This is a genomic window from Qipengyuania algicola, assembly GCF_042492175.1.
Taxonomy (GTDB): domain Bacteria; phylum Pseudomonadota; class Alphaproteobacteria; order Sphingomonadales; family Sphingomonadaceae; genus CAJXSN01.
In genome coordinates this window covers 814,920-840,468 of record NZ_CP170453.1, presented here as the reverse complement: position 1 = coordinate 840,468, position 25,549 = coordinate 814,920, and the positions used below count along the sequence as shown (strand labels likewise).

Sequence of the window (25,549 nt, the reverse complement as noted above, 5' to 3'; positions counted from 1 at the left end):
GATGGGGCGTTGATGACCCTCACCCTTTCGCACCTCCGGTGCTCTTTCCCTCTCCCAATGGGAGAGGGAGGGGCCCGGCGCGAAGCGCTGGGAGGGTGAGGGTATGAAGCAATACGAACGCGGGAATTCCGGCACGGTCGAACGCGCTCGCAAGCTGCGACGCGATATGACCGAGGCCGAGAAACTACTGTGGCGCAAATTGCGCGAGGCATTTCCGGATGCAAAGTTCCGGCGGCAGTCGCCGGTTCCGCCATACTACCCCGATTTCCTCAGCTATCGGCACAAGCTGATCATCGAAGCCGATGGCGGGCAGCACGATCCGCTTGATCCCGCTGAAATTGCTCGCACCCGTTTCTTCGAAGAGCAGAACTTTCGAGTCCTGCGTTTCTGGAACCATGACATCCTTGCCAATTCCGACGGCGTGTTGGAGACTGTTCGCCGATCAATCCAAGGAACCAACAGTGCCAGCTGATCCTCACCCTCCCCACGCTTCGCGCGGGTCCCCTCCCTCTCCCAGCGGGAGAGGGAAAGAGGCGCGCAGCGCCGAAAGGGTGAGGGTGATGGGCATGGCCGCTGCCACAATCCTCCTCTCCGCCTGCGCATCGCAAATCGACGCTGGCGTCGTGCGTGAGGCGGGCTCGCCCGGCTTCTGGTGGGGGCTGTGGCACGGGTTTATCTTCCCGTGGTCCTTCATCGGATCGCTCTTCAATCCGGACATTGCGGTCTACGCCGTGCCCAATCGCGGAGGCTGGTATGATTTCGGCTTCTTCGTCGGCATCACCGTGCTGGGCGGTGGATCGTTCTTCGGTTCCAAGAAGCGCGCTTGAGCAGCCTCATCGCATGACCGCCGAATTGATCTTTCGCCTGGGCGGCACGGTGCTGCTGCTGATCGGAGCGTTCGTGTTCTGGAGCGGTATCGGTCGCCGGCGGCGCACGATGGGGCGCGGCTTTGCAGCGGCGATGGCAGCGCTGGCGGCGTTCCTGATCTGGCCGGTGGTTGATTTGTTCATTTGACTTGCGCGGCGTCTTTGCGGCCCGGATAAGCGGGGCACCTCACCATCGCCGGATTGTCTATGTCTATTCCGCCGGAAATTGCTGAACTTCTGGCCAGCTACTTTTACCCGGTCGCCTACGGCCTTGGCGGGGCGGCGGCCATTGGTGGTTTTCTGAAACTTCGGCGGAGCTTTAACATCTGGCGACACAAGCGTGCCCTTGCCCGAAATCCCGAGATGTCGCTGGAAGAAGAGCGTGAACATCTCTGGCGCATTGACGAGACCGAACATCCTCCCGTGATTTCTGTCGAACGATTGGGCGAATTTGCCTTTCAGTTCGCGCCGCTCGCGATTGGCATCGCTGCATTCTGGGCGTTGCTTGATTTGGGCTATCAGCCGGACGGCCACGACGTGGTTATGATCAGTTTCTTCGCTTTCATGGGGGCGGTAGGGATTGTTACGCTCTGGAAGAGGCTCAACGATCCCGCCGAAGATGCGCTGATATCGGATGGGAGCGGGCGCTTTGCCGAAGCCCCGACCGAAGCGATCCATGGGGCCTTGGCAGTAGGCGCAATCCTGCTGATTCTCGGGCTGTTCTGGTGGTTGGCACCGTAGGGCAAGCAGACGGCGAACCTTCTCGGCATTCTCTCATCGGCACGCGCGTCTTCGCCCGGCTCTTCCCGCGTTTGCGACCTTGCGGCTTTCCAACGCTGCAGAGCTGTGGTGTAGATGAGGGCAAGGGGGAGGCCTTTCATGCTTGGTATAATGGGATTGCTGGCGGGCCTTGGCCTGCTGATCTGGCTGGCGCTGCGCGATGTGAATATCATCTTCGCATCCGTGATCTGCTCGCTGGTGGTGATCGTCACCAATTCGCTGCCATTGGCGGAGAGCCTGACGGACAGCTACACGTTCGGCAATCTGGGTGCGTTCACTTTCGCGGGGCGCTTCTTCATGCTGTTCGCAGCGGGCGCGATGTTCGGGCGGATCATGGGGGAAAGCCATGCCGCCACCGCCATCGCGATGGCGCTAGTCCGTGCTTTGGGCGCGCACCGGGCGCTGTGGATCACGGTGCTGTCCTGCGCGCTGCTGACATATGGCGGGGTGGTGGTGTTCGTGGTGATCTTCGCCATGTACCCGCTCGGCCTGCGACTGCTCAAAGAGGCCGATATTCCCAAGCGCCTGTTCTGCGGCGCGGCGGCGCTGGGGGCGGGGACGTTCACCCTCACCGCGCTGCCCGGTACGCCGTCGATCCACAATGTCATTCCCACGCTGACGCTGGGCACCGATCTGTTCGCCTCTGCCGGGCTGGGCCTGTTTGGCGGGGCGCTGATGTTCGGCCTCGGCATGGTCTATCTGGAGCGCGAGAGGCGCATGGCGCAGGCGGCGGGCGAGGGGTTTGAACCCGGACCGCGCGATGTGATCCCCGATCTGGAGGCGATTGCGCAGGACATGCCCAAATGGTGGCTGGCGCTCATCCCGCTGCTGCTGGTGATCGGCACCATTCTTGCCCCTCGCCTGCTCGCGCTGGCTGGCGTGGGGGAGGGCGTGGCCCTGCTGGAATTTGCTGCCGCGCAGCCAGTGCTGTGGCCTTCCATCGCTCTGCTGCTGGCGAGCATCGTTGCGTTGGCGCTGTTTCCCGCCGTCCGCCGCGCGCCGATGCGGGCGCTGGGCGAGGGAACGCAGGATGCGATTATGCCGCTCATGGCGACCTCTGCGGTGATCGGATTTGGCGGTGTCGTCGCGCAGACGGGCGGGTTCGCGCTGTTCACGCAAACGGTCCTGGGGCTGGACTTGCCGCCGCTCGTGTCGATGTTTGCGGCCGCCAGCGCGGTGTCGGGCATCACCGGATCGTCTTCTGGCGGATTGCAGATTTTCATGGCGACGCTGGCCGAGCCCTACCTGGCGCTGGGCATAGCCCCCGAAGAACTGCACCGGCTGGTCGCAATGGCGGCGGGCGGGCTGGACTCGCTCCCCCACTGTGGAGCCGTGATCGCCATGCTGACCATCACCGGTCTGACGCACAAACAGGCCTACAAGGATGTCGGCGTGGTCACTGTAGTCATCCCGATGATCGCCACCGCCGCAACGATTGCGCTGGCGATGCTAACTTAGGGGTGACGTAGGGGCGACCTAGGGGCGACCCAGCGCGTCAGTCCGTCATGCCCGATGCCATCGAAGCGGTTTGCTGTTCTCGCGCACAACCACGCCCTTCGCTTCCAGATCGAGCTGGACGGTCTTCGCCCACCAACCGCTGGTCTTGCCTTCGGGGAACAGTGCGGGGTCGAGATGCGGGACCATCGCCTCGCGCGTTTCGCTTTGCGTCAGGCCCGGCGCGGCGGCGGGCATTACGGCCAGCATAGCCGCCTTGGCCGAGGCATATTTCGCCGCATTCACGCGCGTGACGTGCCTCGGGTGATTGACGTTCTCGACCTCGATGATGTCCTTTGCCACCGCGCGCTCCTTCGCTCCCGCAAGGAGGATAGCAAAGCGGCCCAGAAGTGCGAAGCCCGGCCTCGCATAGCCTCCTTGAGGCTTTTGCGAGCGCCGGGCTCCTATTGCTGCCACCCTCACGGGTCAGCAGAAACTTGTGCGTGGGTTACGATGCCATCTCGGCTTTGTTTCCAAGGCCGGTCGGGATGCGCGCATCCTTGGTCAGGACCACGCGGTTGTCCGTGATTTCCTCGACATCGTCGATCATCAGGAAGTGGTGCATGTCATCCATGCTGTCCGACTTCGTCAGCTTGATCTTGTCGTCCTGAAGCGCGTCGACTGTCCCGACATGCAGACCTTCCGAATTGACGACTTCCATGTGTTCTTTAATGCGAATCTTCTCAAACATAATTATCTTTCCGGGCGGTTTTTCCACCCCGTTTTGAATGGGTTATACCTTACTAACGGGTGACCCCCGATGCCGTTCCTCGCCTCGTCGCAGCTGAGGCACGGCTCACAAATCGCAGGCCGCTCAAGCGCCTTCCGACTGCTCTTCGGCGCGCTCTTCTTCCTGCTCGCGGCGCAGCTGCTCGGTCTTCGGGCCGGTGCGGGTCGGCTCGATGCTGGTGGTGGAGGGCCTCAGCGTAATATCGCGTTGATCGTGTGCCATGATGGCTCCTTTGTGTTAGGGTGTATGCCTAACCAATGGATGCCCACCGGCGCTCGTTCCTACCTCTTCTGGTCTAGGGTGAGCGCCCGACGACGCGCCGATACAGATAGGCGGGAAAGGCCCCACAGCTTATCCCCGAACCATTGGGCAGGGTTGCTATCGAATCACCCATGTGATTCTGTAAACCCCAACATAAGACGCATTCAAACCCACGGAGACACCACATGTCGTTGCTCGAAGCCCGCAAGACCTACAAGCCGTTCGAATATCCGTGGGCGTATGATTTCTGGAAACTGCAGCAGCAGATCCACTGGATGCCCGAGGAAGTGCCTTTGGGCGAGGATTGCCGCGACTGGGCGCAGAAAATCTCCGAGCACGAGCGCAATCTGCTCACGCAGATCTTCCGCTTCTTCACCCAGGCCGATGTCGAGGTGCAGGATTGCTATCACGACAAATATGGCCGCGTGTTCAAGCCGACCGAGATCAAGATGATGCTCACCGCCTTTTCCAATATGGAGACGGTGCATATCGCGGCCTACAGCCACCTGCTCGACACGATCGGCATGCCCGAAAGCGAATACAGCGCCTTCCTCGAATATGAGGAAATGAAGGACAAGCATGACTTCCTGCAGCAATTTGGCGTCGACAGCGACGAAGACATCGCCTGCACACTGGCCGTGTTCGGCGCCTTTACCGAAGGCATGCAGCTGTTCGCCAGCTTCGCCATGCTGATGAACTTCCCGCGCTTCAACAAAATGAAAGGCATGGGCCAGATCGTCAGCTGGTCAGTCCGCGATGAGTCCTTGCATTGCGAAGGCATCATCAAGCTGTTCCACGAATTCGTGCGCGAGCGGGATTGCTACACCAAGCAGGTGAAGGAAAACATCATCGACATCTGCCAGAAGTCTGTCCGGCTGGAGGACAACTTCATCGATCTGGCGTTCGAAATGGGCCCAGTGAGCGGGATGACGCCGAAGGAAATCAAGAAATACATCCGCTACATCGCCGACTGGCGTCTGGGCCAGTTGGGCCTGCAGCCGATCTACATGGTCGACGAACACCCGCTGCCCTGGCTCGCCCCGCTGCTGAACGGCGTGGAGCACGCCAACTTCTTCGAACAGCGCGCAACCGAATATTCCAAGGGCGCCACGAAGGGCAACTGGCAGGACGTGTGGAGCACCTTCGACAAACGCGCTGGTGCGGGCAAAGCTGCAAACGCCGAGGACGAGGCTGCGGATGATGGTCCGGGGCTGTTTGGCGATGCGGGTGAGGCGTCAGGGAGTGTGGCGGCGGAGTGATTGAAGGCTGGCGCTTTTGGCGCTAATGATTATCAGTGAAATATAATCCGTATCAGCCAAATCGTATCGTTGCGCCGGGCATGTTCACCGGGCGGCTTGACGAAATTGCAGCGGTCGAGAAGTCTTTGTTTCAGGCAAAGCACGGCAATCCGATTCATTTTATTATTTCGGGCGAGCGAGGCATTGGTAAATCTTCTCTGCTAATGCTCGTTTCGCGGATTGCCAGTAGTGAAGTAAACCTACTTGAAGATCAGAAATTCAACCTTTTGGTTGTGCCGGTTGAGCTTGGCAATGTTGGAAGTCAAATTGAAATTGTACGCGCTATTGCAAGGCAGTTTAAGTCAGAACTGCAGCGTATTAGCGCAAATGTTGAGATTGCAAAATCAGTTTGGGATTTCTTGTCAAATTGGGAAGTTTTAGGTGTCCGCTATCATAAGTCGGATGTCGCCCCTGAGCCTGAGAGCGCCCGCGACTCTCTGGCGGACCAAATGGCAGAATTTTGTAAGCATTCTGGGTATGACGGCATCTTCATTGCTATCGATGAGGCGGATGCGCCAAGCGCCGACGCAGGTCTCGGGGAGTTTCTTAAATACTTTACCGAGCGGTTGTCGCGTATTGGCTGCAACAAAGTGCTTTTTGGATTGGCGGGCCTTCCGATTCTGCTTGATCGTATTCGGTCGAGCCATCCTTCGGCAGCGCGAATTTTCAATCTCTTAAATCTCGCTCCGCTTGGATCTGACGAACGGATGGAGGTTGTGAAGCGGGGTTTGGCTGAGGCCAATGATAAAAATAACGTAGAAACCGTTATCACTGATGATGGCTTGGTTCTCTTGGCCGAGTTATCCGAGGGCTACCCGCACTTCATTCAACAATTCGCCTATTGTGCTTTTGAATCCGACGTTGACGATACCATTGATGCTGCTGATGTTGTTGACGGGGCGTACCAAGATGGTGGTGCCATTGCACAGCTTGGCACCAAGTATTTTGATGATTTATATTTTGGCAAAATCTCATCGGAACGATATCGGAACATTCTAAATTCAATGTCAGAATTTGGGGATCAATGGCTTTCCAGAAAACAGATAATTAACCTATCAGGAGAGAGCTCAACTACGGTCTCCAATGCTCTTAACGCCCTAAAAAGTCGCAACATTTTGATTGCTGATAACACGAGGCAAGGCTTCTATAAATTGCCCACACGCTCCTTCGCGGCATGGATAAACGCCATTAAGTCGGTTGAAGGCAGACGGCAGATTGATCACACTTCGCGGCTTCCGCTTGAGCCATCCTGATCGCTCAGGACGGCACAGCTGGCAGGGGCAGCGCGCGTTGGCGCTTATTACCACCTATTACCACCTATTACCGCCTATTACCGGTTATGATCTGACCATAAGAATCATGTCACAGGTTCAACCATGTGCCGCCCATGCTCGAATATCTCGCCTATTACCTGATCGCGATCAACTTTGCCGCGTTTGCTGCGTTCGGCTTCGACAAGATGCTGGCCGAGGCACGGGCATGGCGCATCAGTGAGGCGAACTTGCTGGGGCTGGCGATGTTTGGCGGTACTGCGGGGGCCTATGCGGGCCGCGCGATTTTCCGGCACAAGACGCGCAAAATGTCCTTCACCCGCGAGCTGCATGGCGTCACTGCGCTTCAGGCGTGCCTGCTGGCTGCGGCGGCGCTGGAGGCGGGCGGGGTGATTGATCTGGTGCCTTGGTTGGGGTGAAATAACTTGCTCCGGCCCACCCCCGGCCCTTCCCGCAGGCGGGAGGGGAGGAGGAAGGGCGTTTCGTTGCAGGCAGGCGCGTCCTCCGCGCATCGGTTCGCAAATACCGGCGCGTTCCGCAGAGCAGTTCATTGTCGCCCCCTTCCGCGAGTATTTGCCAGTCGCTTTCGGTTGCCAAAGCAAATACGGTCGCAGCATGGCGAACGACGATTTCGACGACCGCTGGCTGAACGCGGTCATTGGGCGCGAGCATTGGCATTTTCACAAACGGTTGTTTGAGCGTTACGGCATCGTTCTTGCTCCCGGAGAATTCTCCCGCATCCATAAGCTGATCGTGTCCCGCCGTGCCTATCTCGTCGACAAGTCGCGCGAAGGCTCGATTTACGTTTTCAAGCTCAACCGGACGCATGACGAATTTTTCGTGATGGCCGTCGGGGATCGGGTAATCTCGGCATGGCCACCAATCCCGCAGGTGGTGAAAAAGTGGAAAGCGGAGAAGAAGGAGGTAGTGCTGGAGCGCGGTTACCAGCGCCACTACTTCATTTAGCCGGAGTCGACGCCGTACAGACAGTGCACAGCATTTGTCTCCACTCATGCCATCACAGACAGACCTTGCGCGTAGTTGGCCCACCCCCGACCCCTCCCGCCTGCGGGAGAGGTCAGGGGGCTGCGAAGCCACTCACCGCCAATAATCTTGCCGCTCGGCACCGTCGAACCGGCCCGATTGCAGGCAGCACCGCTTGAAAGCTCTTTCCCGAGCCGCACGGGCACGGATCGTTGCGGCCGAGTTTCTCGACCAGCTCGATCTCTCCGCCTCTAATCGTCCGCAGATGCCCCTTGCGAGAGCGCTTCACGCGCGTCTCGCTGGGGAAGCCCTTACGCCGTTTCGAAATCCGCTCGAAAGGACGGGAGCGCGTCGTAATCGTGATGCTTTGGCATGATCGCCTCCTGTGTTTGGGGAGTGCGCCTTTAGGCAACAGGTGCGTTGTTGGGAAGTGGCGATGGTCTCGGACCGGATTAGCACCAGTCGCGCTGGTACCCTTCCCACTCATGCGCCAGTCCTTCTTCCACCAGCGTGTCGCCGACGCTTCGGCCATCGACGCGCACTTCGCGTAAGGCGCGGCCATAGACGTCGGTGTCGCGGTCTCCGGTCTGGTGAATGGTCACTCCCCCGGAATTGAGCAGGGTGGTCAGGCGCGTCGTGGCGCGCTCGCCGAGGCGGCGCTCGGCCTCACAGCCCGGATTGCTGATCTCGGGCGTGTTGTAATCGGCCATGCGGATTTTGACCCCGTTTGCCCAGATCGTATCACCGTCCACTACGCATGTGATGCGCTGTCCATTTCCGCACCGTGCGAATTTGCCAGTGATGCGCGTTCCCGGATCGCTGCTTTGCGTGAACGTTGCCGCCGAACCACTCCGCCCGCCGCCATCCCAGAAGAATACGGCGCTGAACGCCCCTAGGAACAAGGCGACGACGATCAGGACAAATCCGATGGAGGATTGCTGCTTCGGGGAGCGGCGGAGCGGGACAACTTTTGCCATTGCCCCTGTTTAGGGCGGGGTCACTACCTGCCGGTTAAAGGCGAGTGGTCAGTCGTCACGGTAGAGAGGGCGACGCCAAGGTTAGATGAGTTTTTGTTTGGACCCTGCTGGCGGGGCGCATCCGCGCCCCTTGCGTCGCCGCATTAGCGGCGGCGGGCGGTCGCCCTTGCGGCGCTTCGCGCCGAGCTCCGCGATACGGTAGCTGGCTGGCGTCAAGGTTCTTGGATCAAGTCTCTTCGGTTGCGCACTGGTTTGGCCCGCGACCAGCGGGCCGCAAGGGCACGCACCCGCCCCGCAGGTGCCCGAGCGCAGCGAGGGATAGCACCGAGGACGCGCGCCCGGATGGGCGTGCGAAACACAAAAGCTCGTCTAATCCCGGCGCTTCCTCAATGCCGCCTTTCACACCACTCCACCGGCACCGCGCCCCAGCCGCTGGGGGAGGCGAGGCCGTTGTCGATCATGTGGTCCGCCAGCCCGGTGCCATCGGCGCGGGATGCGGCGCGCAGTTCTCGGCCATATTGGTCGAAAGGAGGGGCCTCGCCGCCATCAACCTGGGCCGGGGCGGCGTTCAGCCAATCGCGCAAGGCGCTGCGGGCGCGGCGGGCGGCGGTGCGCTCGTCTTCGCACGCTCCGTCCAGTTCGGGCGCATCATATCCGGTGAAACGGATGCGGCGGCGGGCTTTGCCGAATTCCCCGGGCGTTCCGATCGACACCGTGTCGCCGTCGATCACGCAGGCCGCGCTGCCCCGTTCGGCGCAGATCGTGAAGCGTTCTGGCAGCGCGACCGGATCGGGCGCGGGGGCCAGATAGCTGGTATAGCCCCACCACGCGGCGAGAACCGCGCCGAGGATGAGCCACCAGCGCAAGGCGCTCCACGCTCTGGCGAGGCGGGCCTTCCGCCGGCGCTTGCGCTGCCAGCGCGCGTCAAAACGGGGCGCGGGCAAGGGACGCGGCTCAGGAACCCGCCTCGTCAAAGCCCCACGGCGAAGGGGGCGTGGCGACCTCTTCAGTCAGGTCGAACTCGGCCCGGAAGAAGCGCTCCTCCGGCGCGCCGCCCGCGACGGTGCGTTGCAGCTGGTAGGCATACCCAGCGCCCTCGGCCCCGGCAGGATCTACCTCCACGGTCCAGACATTCGTGACCGACGCATCCAGCCCCTCGCGCTGGAACAGGGCGATGCTTTCGTCATCCACCGGGAAGGACTGGCTGCGCGGGGCTCCGGAATCCGCCGTATCGCCGCCATACATCGTGACCGCGTCGGGCTTGCCGTCCTCGTGCCGGTGGTCATGCTTCAGGCGCAGGCCCTGATCGGTGCGGGTGAAAACCCATGTGCGGCTGCGGTCCCATTCCCCGTCCGCGCCGCGAATGTGGAAGGGGACCTTGATTTCGCTGTCCGAGCACTCGCGCACATGCATCACCATGTCGGCGCCAACGAGATCGGCATCGGCCGCGTCATCGCTCACCAGCTCGCCGGCAAAAGCCTTGCCGCAATGGCTGGCGAGCGCGGCGAAGAACGAGCTTTGCGGATCGGTATCGGCGGGCTCCGGAATACACCCGGCAAGCAGGACGATGGCTGGAAGGGCGAGCGGAGCGAGGATGGTGGGTCTGGTCATACCCGCCCTTGTGGCAAAGGCCGGGGGGCCGGGCAATCGCAGCGTCGATGGATGTTGGGGACCATGTGTAACCGATCCGGATCGCGGAGCGAAAGACGAAGTTCCACCAACCTAGAGAGGAACCTGGAATGGCGACTGACCGATTGATGCAATTGATGAAGGTAACCGGCGGACTGGCGCTGGCGGCCCCGGCGCTGGTATCGTGCGATGCGATCTGCGGCGCATGCGGTGCGTGCTGTGCTGCGGCGGGCGGATGCTCGGCCTATGCACAGGGCGAGAAAGCCCCCGGATGCTGCGCTGCCGCGGAGAAATCGGGTTGCTGCGCTGCGGCTGACAAGTCGGGCTGCTGTGCTGCCAGCTAAGGCGCAATTGCCTGAAGATCCGGGCGAAGCACTGCTGGTGCTGACCGCGGCAATGGCGGAGGAGGGCGCATCGCTGGTCGAGCGCGTCCTCCACCCTCAGCCGGGGGCGGCCGAGCGGGCGTTCCGGCAATGGGATCACTATCCCAGTGGCGACGCAATCGATGCGGTCAGCGGGGCGCGCTGGTTCTATCACGCCCACCCGCCGGAGGATCGCGGAGAGGAAGAGCATGGCCACTTCCATCTCTTTCTGCCGCCCGAACCGTTTGTCGGCATTGAACCCCTGGCCACTCCGGCGAAGGAGGATGCGGCGCAGGTGGTTCATGTTGCCGCGCTCACTTTCGACCGCGGCGGCCTGCCATGCGAGTGGCTGGCGACAGCGCACCGCGTGACAATGGACCGCATGATGCCGGGTGCGGCGATTGCCGAGCGGCTCGATCATCTGGTGCTCGATCAGGCGGGCAAGAACGAACACCTGCATCCAGTGGGGCGCTGGCTGACACTGGCCGCGCAGGCGAACCGCGCGCAATTGACCGAATTGCTCCGCCAGCGTGACGAGGCTCTGGCCGCCGTGCCCGAAGGCGAGAAAGCGCCCGAGATACTTTCCCGCATTCCCTTCACCATCGATTGATACGCGCCAATACAGAGCGCGTCTTTCCTCACCCTGCTGCATCGGCTAGGCGCAGCGCCATGGCGGATTCCACCACACCAACGGACGCGTTGTCCGATACACGGGCCGACACTTTGGCCAAGACGCAGGTCCTGATCGAGGCGCTGCCCTATTTCCAGCGCTATGCCGGGCGCACCTTCGTGGTGAAATATGGCGGGCATGCAATGGGCGATGCCAAGGCCGCGCGCGAATTTGCCGAGGACATCGTGCTGCTGAAGGCCGTCGGGATCAACCCGGTGGTGGTCCATGGCGGCGGCCCGCAGATCGGCGATATGCTGAAACGGCTGGGGGTGGAGAGCACCTTTGTCGATGGCCTGCGCGTGACCGATCAGGCAACCGCAGAGATTGCCGAAATGGTGCTATCGGGCGCGATCAACAAACAGCTGGTCGGCTGGATTGCGGCGGCCGGGGGCAAGGCGATGGGCGTCTCGGGCAAGGACGGGGGGCTGGTTACCGCGACCAAGCTGCAGCGCACCACGCGCGATCCCGACAGCCAGATAGAGCAGGTGCTGGATCTGGGCTTTGTCGGCGAGCCGACCCATGTCGACACCACCATCTTGCAGACGGCCAGCGCGGCGGGGATGATCCCGGTTGTCGCGCCGATCGGGCGGGGCGAGGACGGGGCGACCTACAATATCAACGCCGACACGATGGCGGGCGCGATTGCGGCGGCGCTTGGCGCGGCGCGGCTGCTGCTGCTGACCGATGTGCCCGGCGTGCTGGACAAGGAAGGCCAGCTGCTCACCGACCTGACGCCCGCAAGCATCGCGGAACTGCGCGCAAACGGCACGATCTCCGGCGGGATGATCCCCAAGCTGGAAACCTGCACTGCGGCGGTGGAAGCCGGGTGCGAGGCTGCGGTTGTCCTCGATGGGCGGGTGCCGCATGCGATGCTGCTGGAATTCTTCACCTCGCGCGGGGCGGGTACGCTGATCAGCACGGGACCCAACGAGGGCGCAGAACAAGGCTAGGCGCTTGCGTTTGCGCCAGAGCGTATTAGTTTAGTGATACACCGAAACCGCATAGGCCGGAAAGGCACACAATGCAGAACGTCCTTTTTACCCTGATCCAGATTGTCGATCTGCTGACTTCGGTCCTGATCACGCTGATCATCGTGCAATTCGTCATCGGATTGCTGTTTGCCTTCAATGTGATCAACCAGTCGAATGAATTTCTGGCCAGCGTCTATCGCTCCATCAATGCTTTGCTGGAGCCGGTGCTGGCCCCGATCCGGCGGTACATTCCCAGCGCGGGTAATATCGATTTCTCGCCACTGGTGCTGATCATCGTGCTGCAGATCATGATGATCGTGCTGACCAGCGTTGCGCGATCCGCCGTATGACCGCGACGATTATCGACGGCAAAGCCTTCGCGGCTGGCCTGCGCGAGCGCATCGGAGAGCTCGCATCCGAATTCGAGCAGAAGGCCGGACGCAAGGCGGGCCTAGCCGTGGTGCTGGTGGGCGATGATGCGGCCAGCCAGGTCTATGTCCGGTCCAAGGGCAAGGCGACGCTCGCCGCCAATATGGAAAGCTTCACCCATCTCCTGCCCGGTGACACCACGCAGGAAGACCTGCTCGCGCTGGTAGAGACACTCAATGCCGATCCGCTGGTGGATGGCATTCTGGTGCAATTGCCCCTGCCAAAGCATCTCGACGAGCAGGCGGTGGTCGACCGGATTGTGCCGAACAAGGATGTCGACGGCCTGACGCCGGTCAGCACCGGGCAATTGGCGCTGGGCCTGCCGGGTCTGGTGCCGTGCACGCCGCTGGGCAGCCTGATGCTGCTGAAGGATCAGCTGGGCGATCTCTCCGGTATGGATGCGGTCGTAATCGGGCGGTCCATTCTGGTCGGCAAGCCGATGGCGCAATTGCTACTCGATGCGAATGCCACCGTCACTATCGCCCACAGCCGGACGAAGAACCTGCCCGAAGTCGTTGGCCGCGCCGATATCGTGGTGGCTGCGGTGGGCCGCGCCGAAATGGTCAAGGCCGAATGGCTGAAAGAAGGCGCCACCGTGATTGATGTCGGGATCAACCGGCTCGCGCCGGAACCCGGTGCCGAAAAGGGCCGGCTGGTCGGCGATGTGGACTTTGCCGGGGCGAGCGAACGCGCCAGCGCTATTACGCCGGTGCCGGGCGGCGTCGGCCCGATGACGATTGCGGTCCTGTTAAGAAACACGCTGGTAGCGGCCCATCGCAACGCTGGATTGACCCCGCCCGAGGGGCTTTAGGAGACACCAGATATGAGACTGCGCCCACTTGCTACGCTAACGGCGCTGTCTCTGATGGCCGGGGCCTGCGCCCAGTCGGGCCCGCCCCGCGCGGTGCTGAAACAGATCGACCGAATTCTCGAAAACGCACCTGGAAAGGCGCAGCCGAGCAAGATTGTAGCGGTCGAGGCGGCGTTCGAGCGGATGGCGGTGGAGGACGGGCAATGGACCGCCTTCCGCGCTTTTGCCGCGCCGGGCGCGGTCATCCATCTTCCCTCCGGCCCTGAGAGCGCGAGCACATTCCTCGCCGGCAGGTCCGATCCGGAGGCCTCGGTTCGCTGGGACACACGCGGTGTGTGGGTCAGTTGCGACGCACAGCTCGCGATCAGCAGAGGACGGCTGGAAACGGCGGGCGGCCTGGTCGGCACGTTTGTGACCGTGTGGCAATTGCAGGACGACGGGCAATATCGCTGGGTGTATGATGTCGGTGCGCCCGATGACCCGCAGCCGGCGGCTCTGCCGGAAGACAGGGCAACCGCTGACGTGATTGTCGTGGAAGGTCTGGATGTCGTGCAGGGCCATGTCGCGGACTGCGTTCGCAGCGCGCGGCCCCCGCGCGGTGATCGCCCGGAAGGTGGGGCGCGCCCAAGGCCACCATCTGCGTCACCATCAGGACCTCCACCAGAAGCACGCCCGCCAGAAGGACAAGCTCTTGAAATGCCCGCACCACCCGAATTCAGCACACCAGCGGGGGCGACAGCGCAGCAATTCGCTTCGCCCGACGGCACTTTGCGCTGGCAATGGGTCCACGGCCCTGATGGTGCGCGCAGAGTGGTTGCAAATTATCTGGCAGAGGGGCAATGGCGCACCGCAATCGACCAGCCGATCCCCGGCCGGATCGCGCCTCCGTCAGACTGATTTCAACCAATGCTCGAACTGTTCGTTTCCGCCTTTGTAACCCTTTTCGTGGTGATCGACCCGCCCGGTTGCGCGCCGATCTATGCCGGGCTGACCAAGGGCGCATTGCCCGCACAGGCGCGCAGCATGGCGATCCGGGCATGCGGCATTGCGGCGATCATCTTGCTGGGCTTTGCCTTGTTCGGGGAGCAATTGCTGGCCGCGCTGCATATCGAGCTCGACAGTTTCCGCATCGCGGGCGGGTTGATGCTGTTTTTCATCGCCTTCGAAATGGTGTTCGAAAAGCGCACGGAACGCCGCGAACAGCGGGCCGACAAGGTGCTCGCCAGTACGCCGGAGGTGGAGGACGTGTCGGTCTTCCCCATGGCCATGCCGATGCTTGCCGGACCGGGAGCCATCGCGGCGATCATGCTGCTGACCAATGAAGCGCAGGGCACCGAGCAGACGATGGTGGTGCTGGGCGCGCTGGCAAGCGTATTGCTGCTCACGATGCTGGCGCTGATCGCGGCAGGTCCGCTGATGCGCATCTTCGGAGACAAGGTGGAAGCGGTGATTACCCGCCTGCTCGGTGTGCTGCTGGCTGCGCTGGCGGCGCAATATGTGATCGACGGCCTGCGCGGCAGCTTTATGGCCTGAGCCGGACCCTAGGCCAGAATGGTCACGATGGCCGCAGCAGCCCCGATCGCGGTGATCAGCGTGCCCATGGCACCCAACGCGCGGGCTGCGGCGAAGAGCTTGCGGGCCCCGGTCAGATTCTCGCCATGCGATCCGGCCAGTGACGAGAAGCCGATAGCGTGCAGTATCCGGGCACCAGCAAAAATGCCGCACAGGGCCGCGACATACCATGTCTGGCCAGCAAGCATTTCCAGCAGAGCGAGCACCACCAGAAACAATCCCGAATTCTCCGCCAGATTGCCGTGCCGCCGTACTTTGCGTTCCAGTTCAAGGTCTCCCTCGACCAGGCCGATGAATGCCCCTTTCGAGCGGTGAAGTCCGACGCTCAACATCAACACCACCTGCAGCACGACGATAAATGCGCCCAGCGCGGCAGTATAAAGGGGTAAGTTCATTGGTTCTCTCCAGGCAAATGGTCGTGGCGATAAGCGCTGCCGATCAGAGCAAGCGATGCATTGGCGGCATCGACAAATGGCCCCGGGGTCGCCGCAAGGCGGCTCGAAACGAACGCTCCGTGCAGGATCTGCATCAGGAGGCGGCCCAGCGCGGGCGAGGTCCATCCCGATACGGCTCCGCGAGCCAGCGCGTCTTCGGCGAGTTGCTGGAGCCGTTGCTCGATCTTGGCGAATATTGCCGCAGTCTCGCGCCGAAGTTCGGGCATTTCACGCCCCAGTTCCAATGTCAGTCCAGCCAGCGGACAGCCGTAAGTGTCTTCGTCCTGCGTGTAGATAGAGCGCAAATTGGCCAGCATCGATCCGTAAATGGCCCGCAGTCGCGCGTCCGGCTCGGTGTGGTTCGCAAACGCCGGAGCGAAGACTCCCGCCTCGATGTGTTCGCCGTTGAGGCGGGCTACAGCCACAGCGATGGAGGCCTTGTCCGGAAAATACCGATAGATGGTTGCCTTGTTTACCTCCGCCGCTTGGGCCAATTCATCCATCGCCACGGAATGAAAGCTCCGCCGCCAGAAAAGAGCGGCCGCCGTCTCCAGAATACGGTTCCGGGTAACGGCGGCCTTAGGTTGTTTCGACGGAGGGGTCGGCATAACCAAACGGTTAGTTTTTATCCCGACACCTGGAAAGAACTAAGCCGCGACGATTTGTCGCATTCCTGCTTGCTGACCCAAACGGCTACCGCTGATCGCTATTGCAGCGTGACCTTGTCGTCCTCGCCATCGGTGCGGCCGTAGAAATACATTAGCTGGATCAGCAATTCGCACCGCGCGGCCAGATCGGGGGCCTCCAGCAGCGCCTGCTTGGAAGCAGGATCGAACGGTGCGATCTGGGCCACGCCGTTGATCAGCGACTGGTCGTCCAGCCGCTCGACATTGTCCCAGTCCACGCTGTAGCCCTGCGCATCGGCAAAGCGGCGGGCCTCGCGTTCAAAGCCGGCGCGTTCCACGCTGGCGAGAACTTCGTCGCCATCATCGGCGATGGCTTCGGCTTCCACCTGCCGGAATGCCGTCTCGACATCGCGTTCCTCGATCAGACGGAACCGCGTCTCGCCGGTCAGGATCAGATTGTACCGCCCGTCTTCCAGAGCCTCGATCTGCTCGATCTTCCCGACACAGCCGACGCTGTAGAGCGGGGCACCCTCGCGCGATTCCTGCGGCTGGATCATCCCGATCCGCCGGTCGCGCACCAGCGCATCGCCGATCAGCGCGCGGTACCGCGGCTCGAAAATATGCAGCGGCAATTGCAGCCCCGGGAACAGGACAGCACCGGGCAGAGGGAAGATCGAAAGACGCATCCGGTTGCTGTGCCCTATCCGAAGAGGATTTTCGAGAGGCGGCGGCGGGTGGTGACAACCCACTCGTCTTCCAGCCCGATGGCTTCGAAGATCTGGAGGAGTTTGGTGCGGGCCGCGCCCTCGTTCCATTCGCGGTCGGCCTCTACCATGCCCAGCAAGGTGTCGGCGGCGGCGTCGCGGTCACCGGCGGCATAGGCAGCCTCGGCAAAGGCGTGCTGGGCCTCCATATCTGCGGGCCGTTCGGCGGCAGCGGCGCGCAGGGCGGCAAGCTCGCCCTCATCCACCTGCGTTCCCGCCAGTTCCAGTGCGCTGTTGGCCTGCTGCACCAGCGGGTCCTTCGCCAGCTCCTCGGTCAGGCTGCCCATATGCTCGCGCGCGGCATCGGTCTGCCCGCCAGCGACCAGCGCGCGGATCAGGCCTGCATGGGCTGCGGCATTGTCGGGCGCCATCTGCACCACTTGCGAGAAAACACCTGCGGCGCGCTCGGCATCGCCTTCGGCCAGAACTTGCTCGGCCATGGTCAGGAATTGTTCGAGATCCGGCTGCTGTGCGGCCCCGTCGGCGCCCGCGCCATCCAGCGGAATCTTCGCCAAAATCTGGTCGAGCGCATCCCGCAGCTGGCTCTCGGTCCGCATCGGAGTGAGATCGGCGACCGGCTGACCCTGGAACATCGCATAGACTGTGGGGATCGATTTGACCTGGAACTGGCCCGCGATGAACTGTTCTTCGTCGACATTGATCTTCTCCAGAATCACGCCCTTGTCGGCATATTCTGCGGCGATCTTCTCCAGCGTCGGCGTCAGCGCCTTGCAGGGGCCGCACCATTCGGCCCAGAAATCGAGGATAACCAGCTTGTGCATCGACGGCTCGACCACGCTTGTGCGGAAGCGATCAACTGCCTTTTGTTCATCGAGATTAAGACCCATGCTGGCCACGGCGTATTCCCCTGATCGTGTTTGGTTCGCCCGCGCTTTGGGCGGGCATCGCGTTAGCCACCTATGTGGCGAATTTTGCGGGGATGTGAAGGGTGCGAGAGACAAAGTCGCTGACGCGCTCTGGCGGCCACCCGCTTTCTTCGCGGGAGATGCCGGACAAGCGCAAATAAGGCTTGCCGGGAAAACAGACCCCTGCTAACCGCGCGCTTCCCCACCGAACCGGCGCAGATGCGGCGGCTTTGGGAACGTCTAGTGAGCGGGCGTAGCTCAGGGGTAGAGCACAACCTTGCCAAGGTTGGGGTCGGGCGTTCGAATCGCCTCGCCCGCTCCATTTCTTCAAATCGTTGAAGCATTGACGCGCGCTGGCAATGGCAGCGCGCGCCCGGTTGCCGGCCGCCTGCGCCTAGGTTTTGGCGAAGGTTTCCCTGCGCGGGCCGAGATAGCCGAACAGATACGCGCCCACCTTGCGCATCTGGATCTCCTCCGCGCCTTCGGTGATCCGGTAACGGCGGTGGTGGCGGAAAATGTGCTCGAAGGGTTTTTCGCGGGAATAGCCGATACCGCCATGCACCTGCATCGCGCGGTCGGCGGCTTCGCAGACCAGACGGTTGGCCCAGTAATTGCACATCGAAACCTTGTCCGAGAGCTGCTTTTCGACTTCCTTGTGCGGCATCTGGTCCATCTGCCACGCCGTCTTGTAAATCAGCATGCGCAGCATCTCGCACTGGGTCGCCAGCTCCACCAACGGGAACTGGATCGCCTGATTGCGGGCCAGTTCCTGTCCGAAGGGCTTGCGCTGGCGGGCATATTTGACGCTTTCCTCCACGCAATATTGCGCCGCGCCGAGCGACCCCGCCGCCTGCCGGATACGGTTCTGGTGCACAAAGCTTTGGGCAAGGGCGAGGCCGCCGCCTTCCTCGCCCAGAATCGCCGAATGCGGGACCCAGACATTCTTAAGATAGAACCGCGCGTGGTCGGTCGGCATGTTAAAGGTCCACACGAACTCGTCGATTTCCAGCCCCTCGGTCGGATTGGGCACGATGAAGCAGGTGATCCCCTTCGCATCGCCCGCATCGCCCGATGTCCGCGCGAACAGGCCAACATGCGTTGCGGCGTGCATGCCGGTGATCCACATCTTGGAGCCATCCAGCCGCCAGCCATCGACGCCGTCGCGGGTCTCGGGAACGGCGACGGTTTCCATATGCGTGGCATCCGAACCATGGTCCGGCTCGGTCAGGCCGAACGCCATCCGCCGCGTCATGTCGAACCCGCCGAGGATGAACTCGTCCTGCTGCTCGGGCGTGCCGAAATGCTCGAACATGGCGACAAAGGGGAAATTGCCGACAATCGAATGCTCGTTCTGCAAATCGTTGTGCAGACCCAGCCCCCGCTGCGCAAAGTGATCGCGGATCACCGCCATCCACAGGTTGGAGCCATCCTGACCGCCATATTTTTTGGGTGCACTGAAACGCCAGTGCCCGGCCTTGTCGGCGAGCAGCTTTGCCTCTTTCAGCAGGTTTTCCCATTCCTCATTGGGCAGGCCATTGCGGTCCCAGTCGGTCCGCGAATCCTCTCGCCGGTGGTCGAAGAACCGGTTGTTGTCGTCCTTCATCTGGAGCGGCGTGATCTCGTTATCGATGAAGCGGTCAAGCTCTTCCAGATAGGCTTGCAGATCGGCGGGAATGGCAAAATCCATTGTGGTCTTTTCCTCCGGCAATCGGGCAATCGATTATGGCCCGTTTGCTTCCGAAGGTAGCCGAGAATGGGCGCAAGGCTACACTGTCCTAAAGGAGAAGGTCATGCCGCGGGAGTGATAGATGCTGCCCATGCGCCCGCCGCAGCCCGTTTGCGGTTCGTCGAGTGGAATGCGGGCTGGGCAACTCGGCCCTTGCGCCCCGGACCTCGATATGCTTGGGGAAATGTTACCACGTATCATTTTCTCAGAGAGCCTCCCTCCACATGTCTATTTCCCGCACTGCGCTTCACTCCGTGTCGCTCGTTGCCCTGTCCGTTTGTTCCCTGCCCGCTTTGGCTCAGAACACCACGGCAGAATCCTCTTCAGCTACCCAAGAAGAGTTCGACGACGATCTCCACAGCCGGGGAATCGGCCCCGACGGCGAGATTGTGGTGACGGTGGAAGGCCTGACCCAGCTGGACGTTCTGGCCGGCACGAATGTTGTCGAGGGCATCGAATTGCAGCGCAACCTCGATGGCCAGCTTGGCGAAGTGCTCGCCAGCCTGCCCGGCGTATCTGCGACCAGCTTCTCCCCCGGCGCATCGCGTCCTGTCATTCGCGGATTTTCCGGCGAACGGGTGAAAGTTCTGGTCGACGGGCTGGGTTCGCTTGACGTGTCGAACACCTCGGACGATCACGCGGTCTCGATTGACCCCCTGACAGCGGAGAGCATCGAAGTGCTGCGCGGCCCGGCGGTCCTGCTGTATGGTAGCCAGGCTATCGGCGGTGCCGTGAACGTGATCGACAAACGCATTCCGCGCCGCCGCGTCACGGAAGACTTCCATCTCGATGCGCTAGTCGAAGCCGACACCGCCCGCAATTTGTGGGGCGGCGGTGCCTCGCTCGATCTACCGCTCGGCCCCAATGTCGTGCTGCACACCAGCGGATCCTATCGCAATACCGATGATGTGGAAGTCGCCGGGTTCACAGTAGCAGACAGTCTGCGCGCGGAAATCCTCGAGGAAGCGGCCGAGGAAGAGGAGGAAGGCGAATTCGACGAAGCCGACGAGCTGCGCGAAGCCGCCGGCCAGCGCGGCTTCGTGCCCAATAGCGGCAGCGAAACCTGGAGCGCCAATGGCGGCGTGACGATCTTCCAGGGCGACAGCAGCCTCGGCTTCTCGCTCGGCTATTACGACACCAATTACGGTGTTCCGGGGCGCCCCGGTGCCGGGCACCACCATGGTGAGGAAGAGGAAGAGCATGGCGACGAGGATCATGATGAGGAGCATGGCGAGGAAGAAGGCGAGGAAGAAGAGATCGTAACCATCGATCTCGAGCAATTCCGTGCCGATCTGCGCGGCGAGCTCGATCTGGGTGACGGCTTCTTTGGCCGCATGATTACCCGCGCCGGCTATTCCAATTACAGCCATATCGAATTTGAAGGCGACGAAGTCGGAACGACCTTCGACACCGAAGCAATCGAGGCACGTGTCGTGCTCGCGCAGAACCGGCGCGGCGGATATGGCGGCTCGTGGGGCGCGCAATATTACACGCGCAATTTCGAAGCCGTCGGAGCGGAAGCCTATGTCGCGCCGAACCAGACCGATCAGTTTGCGGTATTCGGCCTGCAGGAGTTGACGCTCCGCCAGATCCAGCTGGAAGCGGCGGCGCGCTATGAAACCACCAACGTTTCCTCCCGCACGCTGAATATAGAGCGTGACTTCGATGCCTTCTCCGGCGCTCTATCGGCGATCTATGAGACGTCCGCAAACGAACCGCTGCGGTTCGGTGTGACCGTGTCGCGCGCCGCGCGTGCACCCAGTGCCGAAGAGCTGTTTTCCAACGGACCGCATATCGCAACGCAGGCGTTCGAAATCGGCGATCCGAATCTGGCGGTCGAGAAATCGGTGGGCGTCGAGGGGTTCGTCCGTGGACGTCTGGGCGCTGCCAACATCACTTTCTCGGTCTTCCAGAACTGGTTCGACAATTACATCTATCTGTCCGAAACAGGCGCGGAAGAAGACGAGCTTCCGGTATTTGTCTATCTTCAACAGGATGCGGATTATTTCGGGATCGAAGGTTCGATCGATTTCCCGCTGGCCGATCTCGGTTCCTTCGCACTCTATGGCGATGTGCGCGGCGAATATGTCCGGGCGGAGCTGGATGATGGCACCAATGTCCCGCGCATTCCGCCGCTGAGCCTGCTGGGCGCAATCGAGGCGCGTTCGCAGCAATTCGATGCCCGCGTCGAAGTCGAATGGTTCGATGACCAGAACAATGTCGCGTCGTTTGAATCAGCCACTGACGGGTTCACCCACGTCAATGCGTCGATCGGCTTTGAACCGTTTGCCGGCGACGACACCGTGCGGTTGCTGGTTCAGGCGAAGAATATCTTCGACGCCGAAGGCCGTCGGCACACCAGCTTCACGAAGGACTTCGTTCCGCTGGCCGGCCGTAATTTCCGGGTGAGTCTGCTCGCCAGCTTCTGAACGCCGACGCAGCGGAGGCGGCGCTTACCGTGTCGCCTCCGCATGCGCGTAAACCATCAGCAAGCCGCCCGCGATGGCGAGGTTCTTCATCGCCAGCGCCATTTCCTGTGTGTTCGCCAGATCGTAATGGAAGAACACGATCGTCAGCAGAGTGAAGACAGCCATCGCGGGGGCAACGATCCGGGGCCATAGACCCACGGCCAGCGCCAGCCCGGCAAAGATCTCGAACAGGGCAGTGGGCAGGGCGAGGAAGGCCGGCAGAACGCTGACCCCCTCGATATATTCCTGCGTTGTGCCCAGATTGATCAGCTTGTTCACCCCGGCGAGGATGAACAGGATGGCCAGCATGACCCGGCCTGTAATGGTCGCAATTTTGACTGTCATGACAAGGCCTCCTGCAATCAGTCTTCCAGAGCGAAGGTCAGCTCCGCGCGCTCTTCCAGCCGCTTGACCAGATCTTCACCGAGGAAAGAACCGGGGGTGCCGACCCCGCCTTCGGCCTTGCTGGCGAGCAGTGCCATGCCGGTTTCGCCCAGCATCCGGCTGGTGGACCCATAGCCCGGATCGTAGCGGCCCTTAACGCCATAATTAATGGTCTCGCCATCGGGCATGATGCCGATGAACAGCACGTCGTAAAACCCGTTCTCGCGCTCTTCTGCGGTCGGTCCTTCGCCGGGCTTGGGCGGCTTGGCACCGAACGGGTTCTTGAGCATTTCCGCCGCCGCATTGGCCGCTTTCTCGCCGATTTCGCCCGCGCTGGTCAGCATCATCTCGTCATATTTGAAATCTTCGCCATAGGGATGCCCGCGCAGGTAATTGGTGCGGTGGACGTTCTTCGTGTTGATCGTCGCCATGATGAACGGCGCGGCCCACTTGCCCGCTTCCTTGTCATATTCCGGCACCAGACCCATCGGCTGGATCGGCCCTTCGAAACCGGGTGTCAGGCCGAACGGGCTCTGCAGGATCGGGATGAGCGCGGGCTTCTTGGCAACCGCTTTCATCGTCGCGGTCAGGCTGGCTGCGGTGCCGCCAGAGAATGTACCCTGCATGGCGCGCACGCGGCCTTTCACGCGGGGCGCAGGCTTGCCGAATTTCGCCTTGGCTTCTTTCTGCAGCATGAAAACGCCGAGATCGAAGGGGATGGAATCGAACCCGCTGGAGAAACAGATGCGCGCACCGCTGGCTTTGGCGGCTTCGTGGTGCAGGTCGATCTGTTCGCGCATCCAGCCGGGCTCACCGCACAGATCGGCGTAGTCGGTGCCGGTTTTCACGCAGGCTTCGACCAGTGCATCGCCGTAGAGCTGATAGGGGCCGACGGTGGTCAGGACGACTTTGGTCCGATTGCACATAATTTCCAGACTGGCTGGATCATCTGCATCGGCCACCACCAGCGGCGTATCGGCGGGTGCGCCGATTTCGTCGCGCACGGCCTCAAGCTTGTCCTGGCTGCGTCCGGCCATCGCCCATTTCGGCGCGTCTTTGCTGTCGCCGTATTCGCGGACGAAATGCTCCGCCACCAGTCGTCCGGTATAGCCGGTCGCCCCGTAAACGATGATGTCGAACTCGCGCTTGCTCTTCTCGGTCATAGAACTCTCCTTTGCGCTGCGTTCTGCGGCGGCACGCGGCGAGAGTCAAAGACGTTAGGGCATCGCGGGTGCCATTGCCTCAGCGTCAGCGAACGGAATTCTGGGCAACACGCCCGACTGGCTCGAGATGGCCAGCAGCCGCCCGTCCTCGCTGAAATGCTGCGCCGATCCGTGAACCACCCCGCGCGAGAAGGCGCCAAGCTCGGTAATGGAAAGCACCCATCCCGGCTCGCAGCCCTGTACGAAGCGGAGCGTGGCATCGAGGCTGGACGAGCCGATCCCATGCGCGAGAGGGTGCGAGCCCAAGAAGAAATCGGAGATAATCGCCAGCCACCCCGCGTCCACCGCAAACTCCGCGCGGCTGCGCGTCCAGATGGCCTGAATGCCGCGCTCATTATCTTCGAGTGCAACGCGCATGTCGATCTGGTCGATCAGTCCGCCCGGCTGGGCCCAGTCGCGTTCCACGCCATGACAAGCATCCGGCGCAGGCATTTCGGGCATTGCGGCAAATTGAGTATCGTCGCCATGCTCGCGCTGGCCGAGCGCAGCGCTGGCGCGGTGCGTCGGCCGCCCGCCGACATGGGCGGTGGCGGCATATTGCGCGATGGCTCTGCCGCCTCCGCATGGCTCGGAGGCAATTGCCAGTTCTTCGGCGTGCTGTGTCGGGCTGAGGAACTGGACCTGTGCGAATTGCAGCGGCAGCTCGCTGTCGAGTTCCATAGCATCGATCAGCGCGCCGAGCCCGACGCCGCCCATGATATGCGGCGCGCCCTCCGGCCCGACAGTTGCAGCAGGCATGACGGGGAAGACATATTGCCCCTCGGCATGGCCCGGCACGCAGCGCCAGAACGGTGTCGCGGAGACGGTCAATCTTACAGCCGCGGCAGCGTCACGCCGCGCTGGCCCATATATTTGCCCGCGCGGTCGGCATAGGTCACTTCGGGGCGTTCATTACCCTGCAGGAACAGGAACTGGCACGCGCCCTCATTGGCGTAAATTTTGGCGGGCAAAGGCGTGGTGTTGGAAAATTCCAGCGTCACATGGCCTTCCCAGCCGGGTTCCAGCGGAGTGACATTCACGATGATGCCGCAGCGCGCATAGGTGCTCTTGCCGAGGCAGATGACGAGCACGTCCTCAGGGATGCGGAAATATTCGACCGTGCGCGCCAGAGCGAAGGAATTGGGCGGGATGATGCACACATCCGTCTCGCGGTCGACCAGGCTTTCCGCATCGAACGATTTCGGATCGACGGTGGAGGAATTCACATTGGTGAAGATCTTGAATTCCGGCGCAACGCGCGCGTCATAGCCGAAACTGGAAAGCCCGTAGGAGATACAGCCATCGCGCCGCTGCGCCTCTTCGAACGGCTCGATCATGCCATCGCGCTGCGCCCGTTCGCGGATCCATTTGTCAGAGAGAATCGCCATGTCTCGACCCTGCGCGATTGCCCCGGTTGCAGCAAGCAGGCGGCGATTCTTTTCCTGCTATTAAAGCGGCTTTGCACCCAGAGACGGATTGAGCGTGCCGATATAATTGAGCCACTTTTTCGGGCGCCGGAGCATCTTCTGCGGATAGGTGATTTTCAGCCCGGCAATCTTGCCCAGCTCGCCCACGAAATGGATGCAATTGCGCTTCTCAAGATCGTAATATTTGCCCGGCGCATTGCGCCAGCGGCTGATCATCGCCTTCACCTCGGCATATTCGGCATCGGTCAGCGTAACGGTGAAATGGCGATTGGTCTTGCCGATATATTTGCGCTCTTCGACCAGAATATCGTGTTCGACCGGGCCGGTGAGGATCGCCGGAGTAGTGCGTTTGGCCGTGAACCCGTAGTTTTCGTCCACCGTCTTGCCGCTGTCCAGCGTGCCCTCCAGCACTACGAAAGCGTGCGGGTAGCGTCCGAAAAAGACCGATCCATTGAACGAATGGAAATGCATCTTCACATCCGCATAGGCGGCATTCGACCAGGCGAGGGCAAACAGGGCGAGAAACAGTTTGGCGAAGCGAGTCATG

At 61.7% G+C, this 25,549-nt stretch carries 34 protein-coding genes and 1 tRNA gene; 18 read left to right on the top strand and 17 right to left on the bottom strand.

All coding sequences use genetic code 11. The features are described 5' to 3' along the window. Positions 1-103 precede the first annotated feature (103 nt). The 5 genes from ACFCW2_RS04035 (at position 104) to ACFCW2_RS04015 (ending at position 3,104) form a co-directional block, all read left to right on the top strand. Positions 104-472, top strand: coding sequence for an endonuclease domain-containing protein (locus ACFCW2_RS04035; protein WP_379548345.1), 369 nt, complete (start codon positions 104-106; stop codon positions 470-472). Between the two features lie 94 nt (positions 473-566). After that, positions 567-827, top strand: a complete 261-nt coding sequence (locus ACFCW2_RS04030; RefSeq protein WP_379548344.1) for a hypothetical protein — start codon at positions 567-569, stop codon at positions 825-827. A 13-nt stretch (positions 828-840) separates the two neighbouring features. Beyond that, positions 841-1,014 carry a hypothetical protein gene (locus ACFCW2_RS04025; RefSeq protein WP_379548343.1) on the top strand — a complete coding sequence of 58 codons (174 nt, stop codon included), beginning with the start codon at positions 841-843 and terminating at the stop codon, positions 1,012-1,014. A gap of 59 nt (positions 1,015-1,073) precedes the next feature. Then, on the top strand, positions 1,074-1,607 hold the full coding sequence (locus ACFCW2_RS04020; protein ID WP_379548342.1) for a hypothetical protein: 534 nt from the start codon (positions 1,074-1,076) through the stop codon (positions 1,605-1,607). Between the two features lie 138 nt (positions 1,608-1,745). Next, complete coding sequence (locus ACFCW2_RS04015) at positions 1,746-3,104, top strand: GntP family permease (RefSeq protein ID WP_379548341.1); 1,359 nt, start codon at positions 1,746-1,748, stop codon at positions 3,102-3,104. Between the two features lie 45 nt (positions 3,105-3,149). Here ACFCW2_RS04015 and ACFCW2_RS04010 read toward each other — a convergent pair whose 3' ends face one another. The 3 genes from ACFCW2_RS04010 to ACFCW2_RS04000 form a co-directional block, all read right to left on the bottom strand. Next, positions 3,150-3,443, bottom strand: a complete 294-nt coding sequence (locus ACFCW2_RS04010) for a DUF6958 family protein (RefSeq protein ID WP_379548340.1) — start codon at positions 3,441-3,443, stop codon at positions 3,150-3,152. Between the two features lie 145 nt (positions 3,444-3,588). After that, a complete protein-coding gene (locus ACFCW2_RS04005) occupies positions 3,589-3,831 on the bottom strand; it encodes a DUF2171 domain-containing protein (protein WP_379548339.1) in 243 nt (80 codons plus the stop codon). Between the two features lie 123 nt (positions 3,832-3,954). After that, a complete protein-coding gene (locus ACFCW2_RS04000; protein ID WP_379548338.1) occupies positions 3,955-4,092 on the bottom strand; it encodes a hypothetical protein in 138 nt (45 codons plus the stop codon). Between the two features lie 224 nt (positions 4,093-4,316). On the opposite strand from ACFCW2_RS04000, the gene ACFCW2_RS03995 reads away from it, so the two are divergent. From ACFCW2_RS03995 to ACFCW2_RS03980, 4 genes are all read left to right on the top strand, one after another. Continuing rightward, positions 4,317-5,390 (top strand): ribonucleotide-diphosphate reductase subunit beta, encoded by a 1,074-nt coding sequence (locus tag ACFCW2_RS03995; protein ID WP_379548337.1) that lies wholly within the window; start codon positions 4,317-4,319, stop codon positions 5,388-5,390. A 35-nt stretch (positions 5,391-5,425) separates the two neighbouring features. Continuing rightward, entirely contained in the window at positions 5,426-6,682 is a 1,257-nt protein-coding gene (locus tag ACFCW2_RS03990) for an AAA family ATPase (protein WP_379548336.1), read from the top strand. 134 nt (positions 6,683-6,816) lie between these two features. Continuing rightward, on the top strand, positions 6,817-7,119 hold the full coding sequence (locus ACFCW2_RS03985) for a DUF1294 domain-containing protein (protein ID WP_379548335.1): 303 nt from the start codon (positions 6,817-6,819) through the stop codon (positions 7,117-7,119). Positions 7,120-7,315: 196 nt separating this feature from the next. Further along, a complete protein-coding gene (locus ACFCW2_RS03980; RefSeq protein ID WP_379548334.1) occupies positions 7,316-7,666 on the top strand; it encodes a hypothetical protein in 351 nt (116 codons plus the stop codon). 112 nt (positions 7,667-7,778) lie between these two features. On the opposite strand, the gene ACFCW2_RS03975 is transcribed toward ACFCW2_RS03980, so the two are convergent. The 4 genes from ACFCW2_RS03975 to ACFCW2_RS03960 all read right to left on the bottom strand — a co-directional run bounded on the left by ACFCW2_RS03975 (position 7,779) and on the right by ACFCW2_RS03960 (position 10,272). Then, positions 7,779-8,171: an SEC-C metal-binding domain-containing protein gene (locus tag ACFCW2_RS03975; protein ID WP_379548333.1), complete on the bottom strand. Its 393-nt coding sequence runs from the start codon at positions 8,169-8,171 to the stop codon at positions 7,779-7,781. After that, complete coding sequence (locus ACFCW2_RS03970; RefSeq protein ID WP_379548332.1) at positions 8,137-8,661, bottom strand: thermonuclease family protein; 525 nt, start codon at positions 8,659-8,661, stop codon at positions 8,137-8,139. Before ACFCW2_RS03970 ends, ACFCW2_RS03975 begins: the two co-directional genes overlap by 35 nt. Before the next feature lie 386 nt (positions 8,662-9,047). Then, positions 9,048-9,527: a thermonuclease family protein gene (locus tag ACFCW2_RS03965; protein WP_379548331.1), complete on the bottom strand. Its 480-nt coding sequence runs from the start codon at positions 9,525-9,527 to the stop codon at positions 9,048-9,050. Between the two features lie 88 nt (positions 9,528-9,615). Then, entirely contained in the window at positions 9,616-10,272 is a 657-nt protein-coding gene (locus tag ACFCW2_RS03960) for a hypothetical protein (protein ID WP_379548330.1), read from the bottom strand. Between the two features lie 128 nt (positions 10,273-10,400). On the opposite strand from ACFCW2_RS03960, the gene ACFCW2_RS03955 reads away from it, so the two are divergent. The 7 genes from ACFCW2_RS03955 to ACFCW2_RS03925 all read left to right on the top strand — a co-directional run bounded on the left by ACFCW2_RS03955 (position 10,401) and on the right by ACFCW2_RS03925 (position 15,066). Further along, a complete protein-coding gene (locus ACFCW2_RS03955) occupies positions 10,401-10,634 on the top strand; it encodes a hypothetical protein (RefSeq protein ID WP_379548329.1) in 234 nt (77 codons plus the stop codon). Positions 10,635-10,641: 7 nt separating this feature from the next. After that, positions 10,642-11,262, top strand: coding sequence for a DUF6969 family protein (locus ACFCW2_RS03950; protein ID WP_379548328.1), 621 nt, complete (start codon positions 10,642-10,644; stop codon positions 11,260-11,262). Positions 11,263-11,321: 59 nt separating this feature from the next. Beyond that, positions 11,322-12,272: an acetylglutamate kinase gene (argB, locus tag ACFCW2_RS03945; protein ID WP_379548327.1), complete on the top strand. Its 951-nt coding sequence runs from the start codon at positions 11,322-11,324 to the stop codon at positions 12,270-12,272. A 71-nt stretch (positions 12,273-12,343) separates the two neighbouring features. Next, entirely contained in the window at positions 12,344-12,643 is a 300-nt protein-coding gene (locus tag ACFCW2_RS03940; protein WP_379548326.1) for a YggT family protein, read from the top strand. Continuing rightward, positions 12,640-13,533 carry a bifunctional methylenetetrahydrofolate dehydrogenase/methenyltetrahydrofolate cyclohydrolase FolD gene (gene folD / locus ACFCW2_RS03935; RefSeq protein WP_379548325.1) on the top strand — a complete coding sequence of 298 codons (894 nt, stop codon included), beginning with the start codon at positions 12,640-12,642 and terminating at the stop codon, positions 13,531-13,533. Before ACFCW2_RS03940 ends, folD begins: the two co-directional genes overlap by 4 nt. A 12-nt stretch (positions 13,534-13,545) precedes the next feature. Beyond that, a complete protein-coding gene (locus ACFCW2_RS03930) occupies positions 13,546-14,430 on the top strand; it encodes a hypothetical protein (RefSeq protein ID WP_379548324.1) in 885 nt (294 codons plus the stop codon). A gap of 9 nt (positions 14,431-14,439) precedes the next feature. Next, entirely contained in the window at positions 14,440-15,066 is a 627-nt protein-coding gene (locus tag ACFCW2_RS03925; protein WP_379548323.1) for a MarC family protein, read from the top strand. Positions 15,067-15,074: 8 nt separating this feature from the next. Here ACFCW2_RS03925 and ACFCW2_RS03920 read toward each other — a convergent pair whose 3' ends face one another. The 4 genes from ACFCW2_RS03920 to ACFCW2_RS03905 form a co-directional block, all read right to left on the bottom strand. Beyond that, positions 15,075-15,500, bottom strand: a complete 426-nt coding sequence (locus ACFCW2_RS03920) for an MAPEG family protein (protein WP_379548322.1) — start codon at positions 15,498-15,500, stop codon at positions 15,075-15,077. Continuing rightward, a complete protein-coding gene (locus ACFCW2_RS03915) occupies positions 15,497-16,147 on the bottom strand; it encodes a TetR/AcrR family transcriptional regulator (protein WP_379548321.1) in 651 nt (216 codons plus the stop codon). The genes ACFCW2_RS03920 and ACFCW2_RS03915 overlap by 4 nt, the downstream gene beginning before the upstream one ends. 98 nt (positions 16,148-16,245) lie before the next feature. Further along, positions 16,246-16,851 (bottom strand): LON peptidase substrate-binding domain-containing protein, encoded by a 606-nt coding sequence (locus ACFCW2_RS03910; protein ID WP_379548320.1) that lies wholly within the window; start codon positions 16,849-16,851, stop codon positions 16,246-16,248. Positions 16,852-16,865: 14 nt separating this feature from the next. Next, on the bottom strand, positions 16,866-17,777 hold the full coding sequence (locus ACFCW2_RS03905) for a tetratricopeptide repeat protein (RefSeq protein WP_379548918.1): 912 nt from the start codon (positions 17,775-17,777) through the stop codon (positions 16,866-16,868). Between the two features lie 265 nt (positions 17,778-18,042). On the opposite strand from ACFCW2_RS03905, the gene ACFCW2_RS03900 reads away from it, so the two are divergent. Next, positions 18,043-18,117 (top strand) — tRNA-Gly (locus tag ACFCW2_RS03900). Between the two features lie 72 nt (positions 18,118-18,189). On the opposite strand, the gene ACFCW2_RS03895 is transcribed toward ACFCW2_RS03900, so the two are convergent. Then, complete coding sequence (locus ACFCW2_RS03895; protein WP_379548319.1) at positions 18,190-19,482, bottom strand: acyl-CoA dehydrogenase family protein; 1,293 nt, start codon at positions 19,480-19,482, stop codon at positions 18,190-18,192. Between the two features lie 263 nt (positions 19,483-19,745). Here ACFCW2_RS03895 and ACFCW2_RS03890 point away from each other — a divergent pair, with 263 nt between their 5' ends. Further along, complete coding sequence (locus tag ACFCW2_RS03890; RefSeq protein ID WP_379548318.1) at positions 19,746-21,950, top strand: TonB-dependent receptor; 2,205 nt, start codon at positions 19,746-19,748, stop codon at positions 21,948-21,950. Positions 21,951-21,974: 24 nt separating this feature from the next. Here ACFCW2_RS03890 and ACFCW2_RS03885 read toward each other — a convergent pair whose 3' ends face one another. The 5 genes from ACFCW2_RS03885 to ACFCW2_RS03865 are packed head-to-tail and all read right to left on the bottom strand — an operon-like array spanning position 21,975 to position 25,548. After that, positions 21,975-22,334 carry a DoxX family protein gene (locus ACFCW2_RS03885; protein ID WP_379548317.1) on the bottom strand — a complete coding sequence of 120 codons (360 nt, stop codon included), beginning with the start codon at positions 22,332-22,334 and terminating at the stop codon, positions 21,975-21,977. A 17-nt stretch (positions 22,335-22,351) separates the two neighbouring features. Continuing rightward, the gene (locus tag ACFCW2_RS03880; RefSeq protein WP_379548316.1) at positions 22,352-23,536 is read right to left on the bottom strand and encodes a saccharopine dehydrogenase family protein; all 1,185 of its coding nucleotides are present in this window, start codon (positions 23,534-23,536) and stop codon (positions 22,352-22,354) included. Between the two features lie 54 nt (positions 23,537-23,590). Further along, positions 23,591-24,406, bottom strand: a complete 816-nt coding sequence (locus ACFCW2_RS03875; RefSeq protein WP_379548315.1) for an acyl-CoA thioesterase — start codon at positions 24,404-24,406, stop codon at positions 23,591-23,593. Between the two features lie 2 nt (positions 24,407-24,408). Beyond that, positions 24,409-24,963, bottom strand: coding sequence for a dCTP deaminase (dcd, locus tag ACFCW2_RS03870; protein ID WP_379548314.1), 555 nt, complete (start codon positions 24,961-24,963; stop codon positions 24,409-24,411). Between the two features lie 60 nt (positions 24,964-25,023). Continuing rightward, positions 25,024-25,548: a hypothetical protein gene (locus ACFCW2_RS03865; protein ID WP_379548313.1), complete on the bottom strand. Its 525-nt coding sequence runs from the start codon at positions 25,546-25,548 to the stop codon at positions 25,024-25,026. Between the last annotated feature and the right edge of the window lies 1 nt (position 25,549).

Excerpts from the sequence above, each read along its gene's own strand:
- ACFCW2_RS04035 (WP_379548345.1), top strand. The coding sequence starts at position 104 with ATGAAGCAATACGAACGCGGGAATTCCGGCACGGTCGAACGCGCTCGC.
- ACFCW2_RS04030 (WP_379548344.1), top strand. The coding sequence starts at position 567 with ATGGCCGCTGCCACAATCCTCCTCTCCGCCTGCGCATCGCAAATCGAC.
- ACFCW2_RS04025 (WP_379548343.1), top strand. The coding sequence starts at position 841 with ATGACCGCCGAATTGATCTTTCGCCTGGGCGGCACGGTGCTGCTGCTG.
- ACFCW2_RS04020 (WP_379548342.1), top strand. The coding sequence starts at position 1,074 with ATGTCTATTCCGCCGGAAATTGCTGAACTTCTGGCCAGCTACTTTTAC.
- ACFCW2_RS04015 (WP_379548341.1), top strand. The coding sequence starts at position 1,746 with ATGCTTGGTATAATGGGATTGCTGGCGGGCCTTGGCCTGCTGATCTGG.
- ACFCW2_RS04005 (WP_379548339.1), bottom strand. The coding sequence starts at position 3,831 with ATGTTTGAGAAGATTCGCATTAAAGAACACATGGAAGTCGTCAATTCG.
- ACFCW2_RS04000 (WP_379548338.1), bottom strand. The coding sequence starts at position 4,092 with ATGGCACACGATCAACGCGATATTACGCTGAGGCCCTCCACCACCAGC.
- ACFCW2_RS03995 (WP_379548337.1), top strand. The coding sequence starts at position 4,317 with ATGTCGTTGCTCGAAGCCCGCAAGACCTACAAGCCGTTCGAATATCCG.
- ACFCW2_RS03985 (WP_379548335.1), top strand. The coding sequence starts at position 6,817 with ATGCTCGAATATCTCGCCTATTACCTGATCGCGATCAACTTTGCCGCG.
- ACFCW2_RS03980 (WP_379548334.1), top strand. The coding sequence starts at position 7,316 with ATGGCGAACGACGATTTCGACGACCGCTGGCTGAACGCGGTCATTGGG.
- ACFCW2_RS03975 (WP_379548333.1), bottom strand. The coding sequence starts at position 8,171 with ATGAGTGGGAAGGGTACCAGCGCGACTGGTGCTAATCCGGTCCGAGAC.
- ACFCW2_RS03970 (WP_379548332.1), bottom strand. The coding sequence starts at position 8,661 with ATGGCAAAAGTTGTCCCGCTCCGCCGCTCCCCGAAGCAGCAATCCTCC.
- ACFCW2_RS03960 (WP_379548330.1), bottom strand. The coding sequence starts at position 10,272 with ATGACCAGACCCACCATCCTCGCTCCGCTCGCCCTTCCAGCCATCGTC.
- ACFCW2_RS03955 (WP_379548329.1), top strand. The coding sequence starts at position 10,401 with ATGGCGACTGACCGATTGATGCAATTGATGAAGGTAACCGGCGGACTG.
- argB (WP_379548327.1), top strand. The coding sequence starts at position 11,322 with ATGGCGGATTCCACCACACCAACGGACGCGTTGTCCGATACACGGGCC.
- ACFCW2_RS03940 (WP_379548326.1), top strand. The coding sequence starts at position 12,344 with ATGCAGAACGTCCTTTTTACCCTGATCCAGATTGTCGATCTGCTGACT.
- folD (WP_379548325.1), top strand. The coding sequence starts at position 12,640 with ATGACCGCGACGATTATCGACGGCAAAGCCTTCGCGGCTGGCCTGCGC.
- ACFCW2_RS03930 (WP_379548324.1), top strand. The coding sequence starts at position 13,546 with ATGAGACTGCGCCCACTTGCTACGCTAACGGCGCTGTCTCTGATGGCC.
- ACFCW2_RS03925 (WP_379548323.1), top strand. The coding sequence starts at position 14,440 with ATGCTCGAACTGTTCGTTTCCGCCTTTGTAACCCTTTTCGTGGTGATC.
- ACFCW2_RS03920 (WP_379548322.1), bottom strand. The coding sequence starts at position 15,500 with ATGAACTTACCCCTTTATACTGCCGCGCTGGGCGCATTTATCGTCGTG.
- ACFCW2_RS03915 (WP_379548321.1), bottom strand. The coding sequence starts at position 16,147 with ATGCCGACCCCTCCGTCGAAACAACCTAAGGCCGCCGTTACCCGGAAC.
- ACFCW2_RS03910 (WP_379548320.1), bottom strand. The coding sequence starts at position 16,851 with ATGCGTCTTTCGATCTTCCCTCTGCCCGGTGCTGTCCTGTTCCCGGGG.
- ACFCW2_RS03905 (WP_379548918.1), bottom strand. The coding sequence starts at position 17,777 with ATGGGTCTTAATCTCGATGAACAAAAGGCAGTTGATCGCTTCCGCACA.
- ACFCW2_RS03895 (WP_379548319.1), bottom strand. The coding sequence starts at position 19,482 with ATGGATTTTGCCATTCCCGCCGATCTGCAAGCCTATCTGGAAGAGCTT.
- ACFCW2_RS03890 (WP_379548318.1), top strand. The coding sequence starts at position 19,746 with ATGTCTATTTCCCGCACTGCGCTTCACTCCGTGTCGCTCGTTGCCCTG.
- ACFCW2_RS03885 (WP_379548317.1), bottom strand. The coding sequence starts at position 22,334 with ATGACAGTCAAAATTGCGACCATTACAGGCCGGGTCATGCTGGCCATC.
- ACFCW2_RS03880 (WP_379548316.1), bottom strand. The coding sequence starts at position 23,536 with ATGACCGAGAAGAGCAAGCGCGAGTTCGACATCATCGTTTACGGGGCG.
- dcd (WP_379548314.1), bottom strand. The coding sequence starts at position 24,963 with ATGGCGATTCTCTCTGACAAATGGATCCGCGAACGGGCGCAGCGCGAT.
- ACFCW2_RS03865 (WP_379548313.1), bottom strand. The coding sequence starts at position 25,548 with ATGACTCGCTTCGCCAAACTGTTTCTCGCCCTGTTTGCCCTCGCCTGG.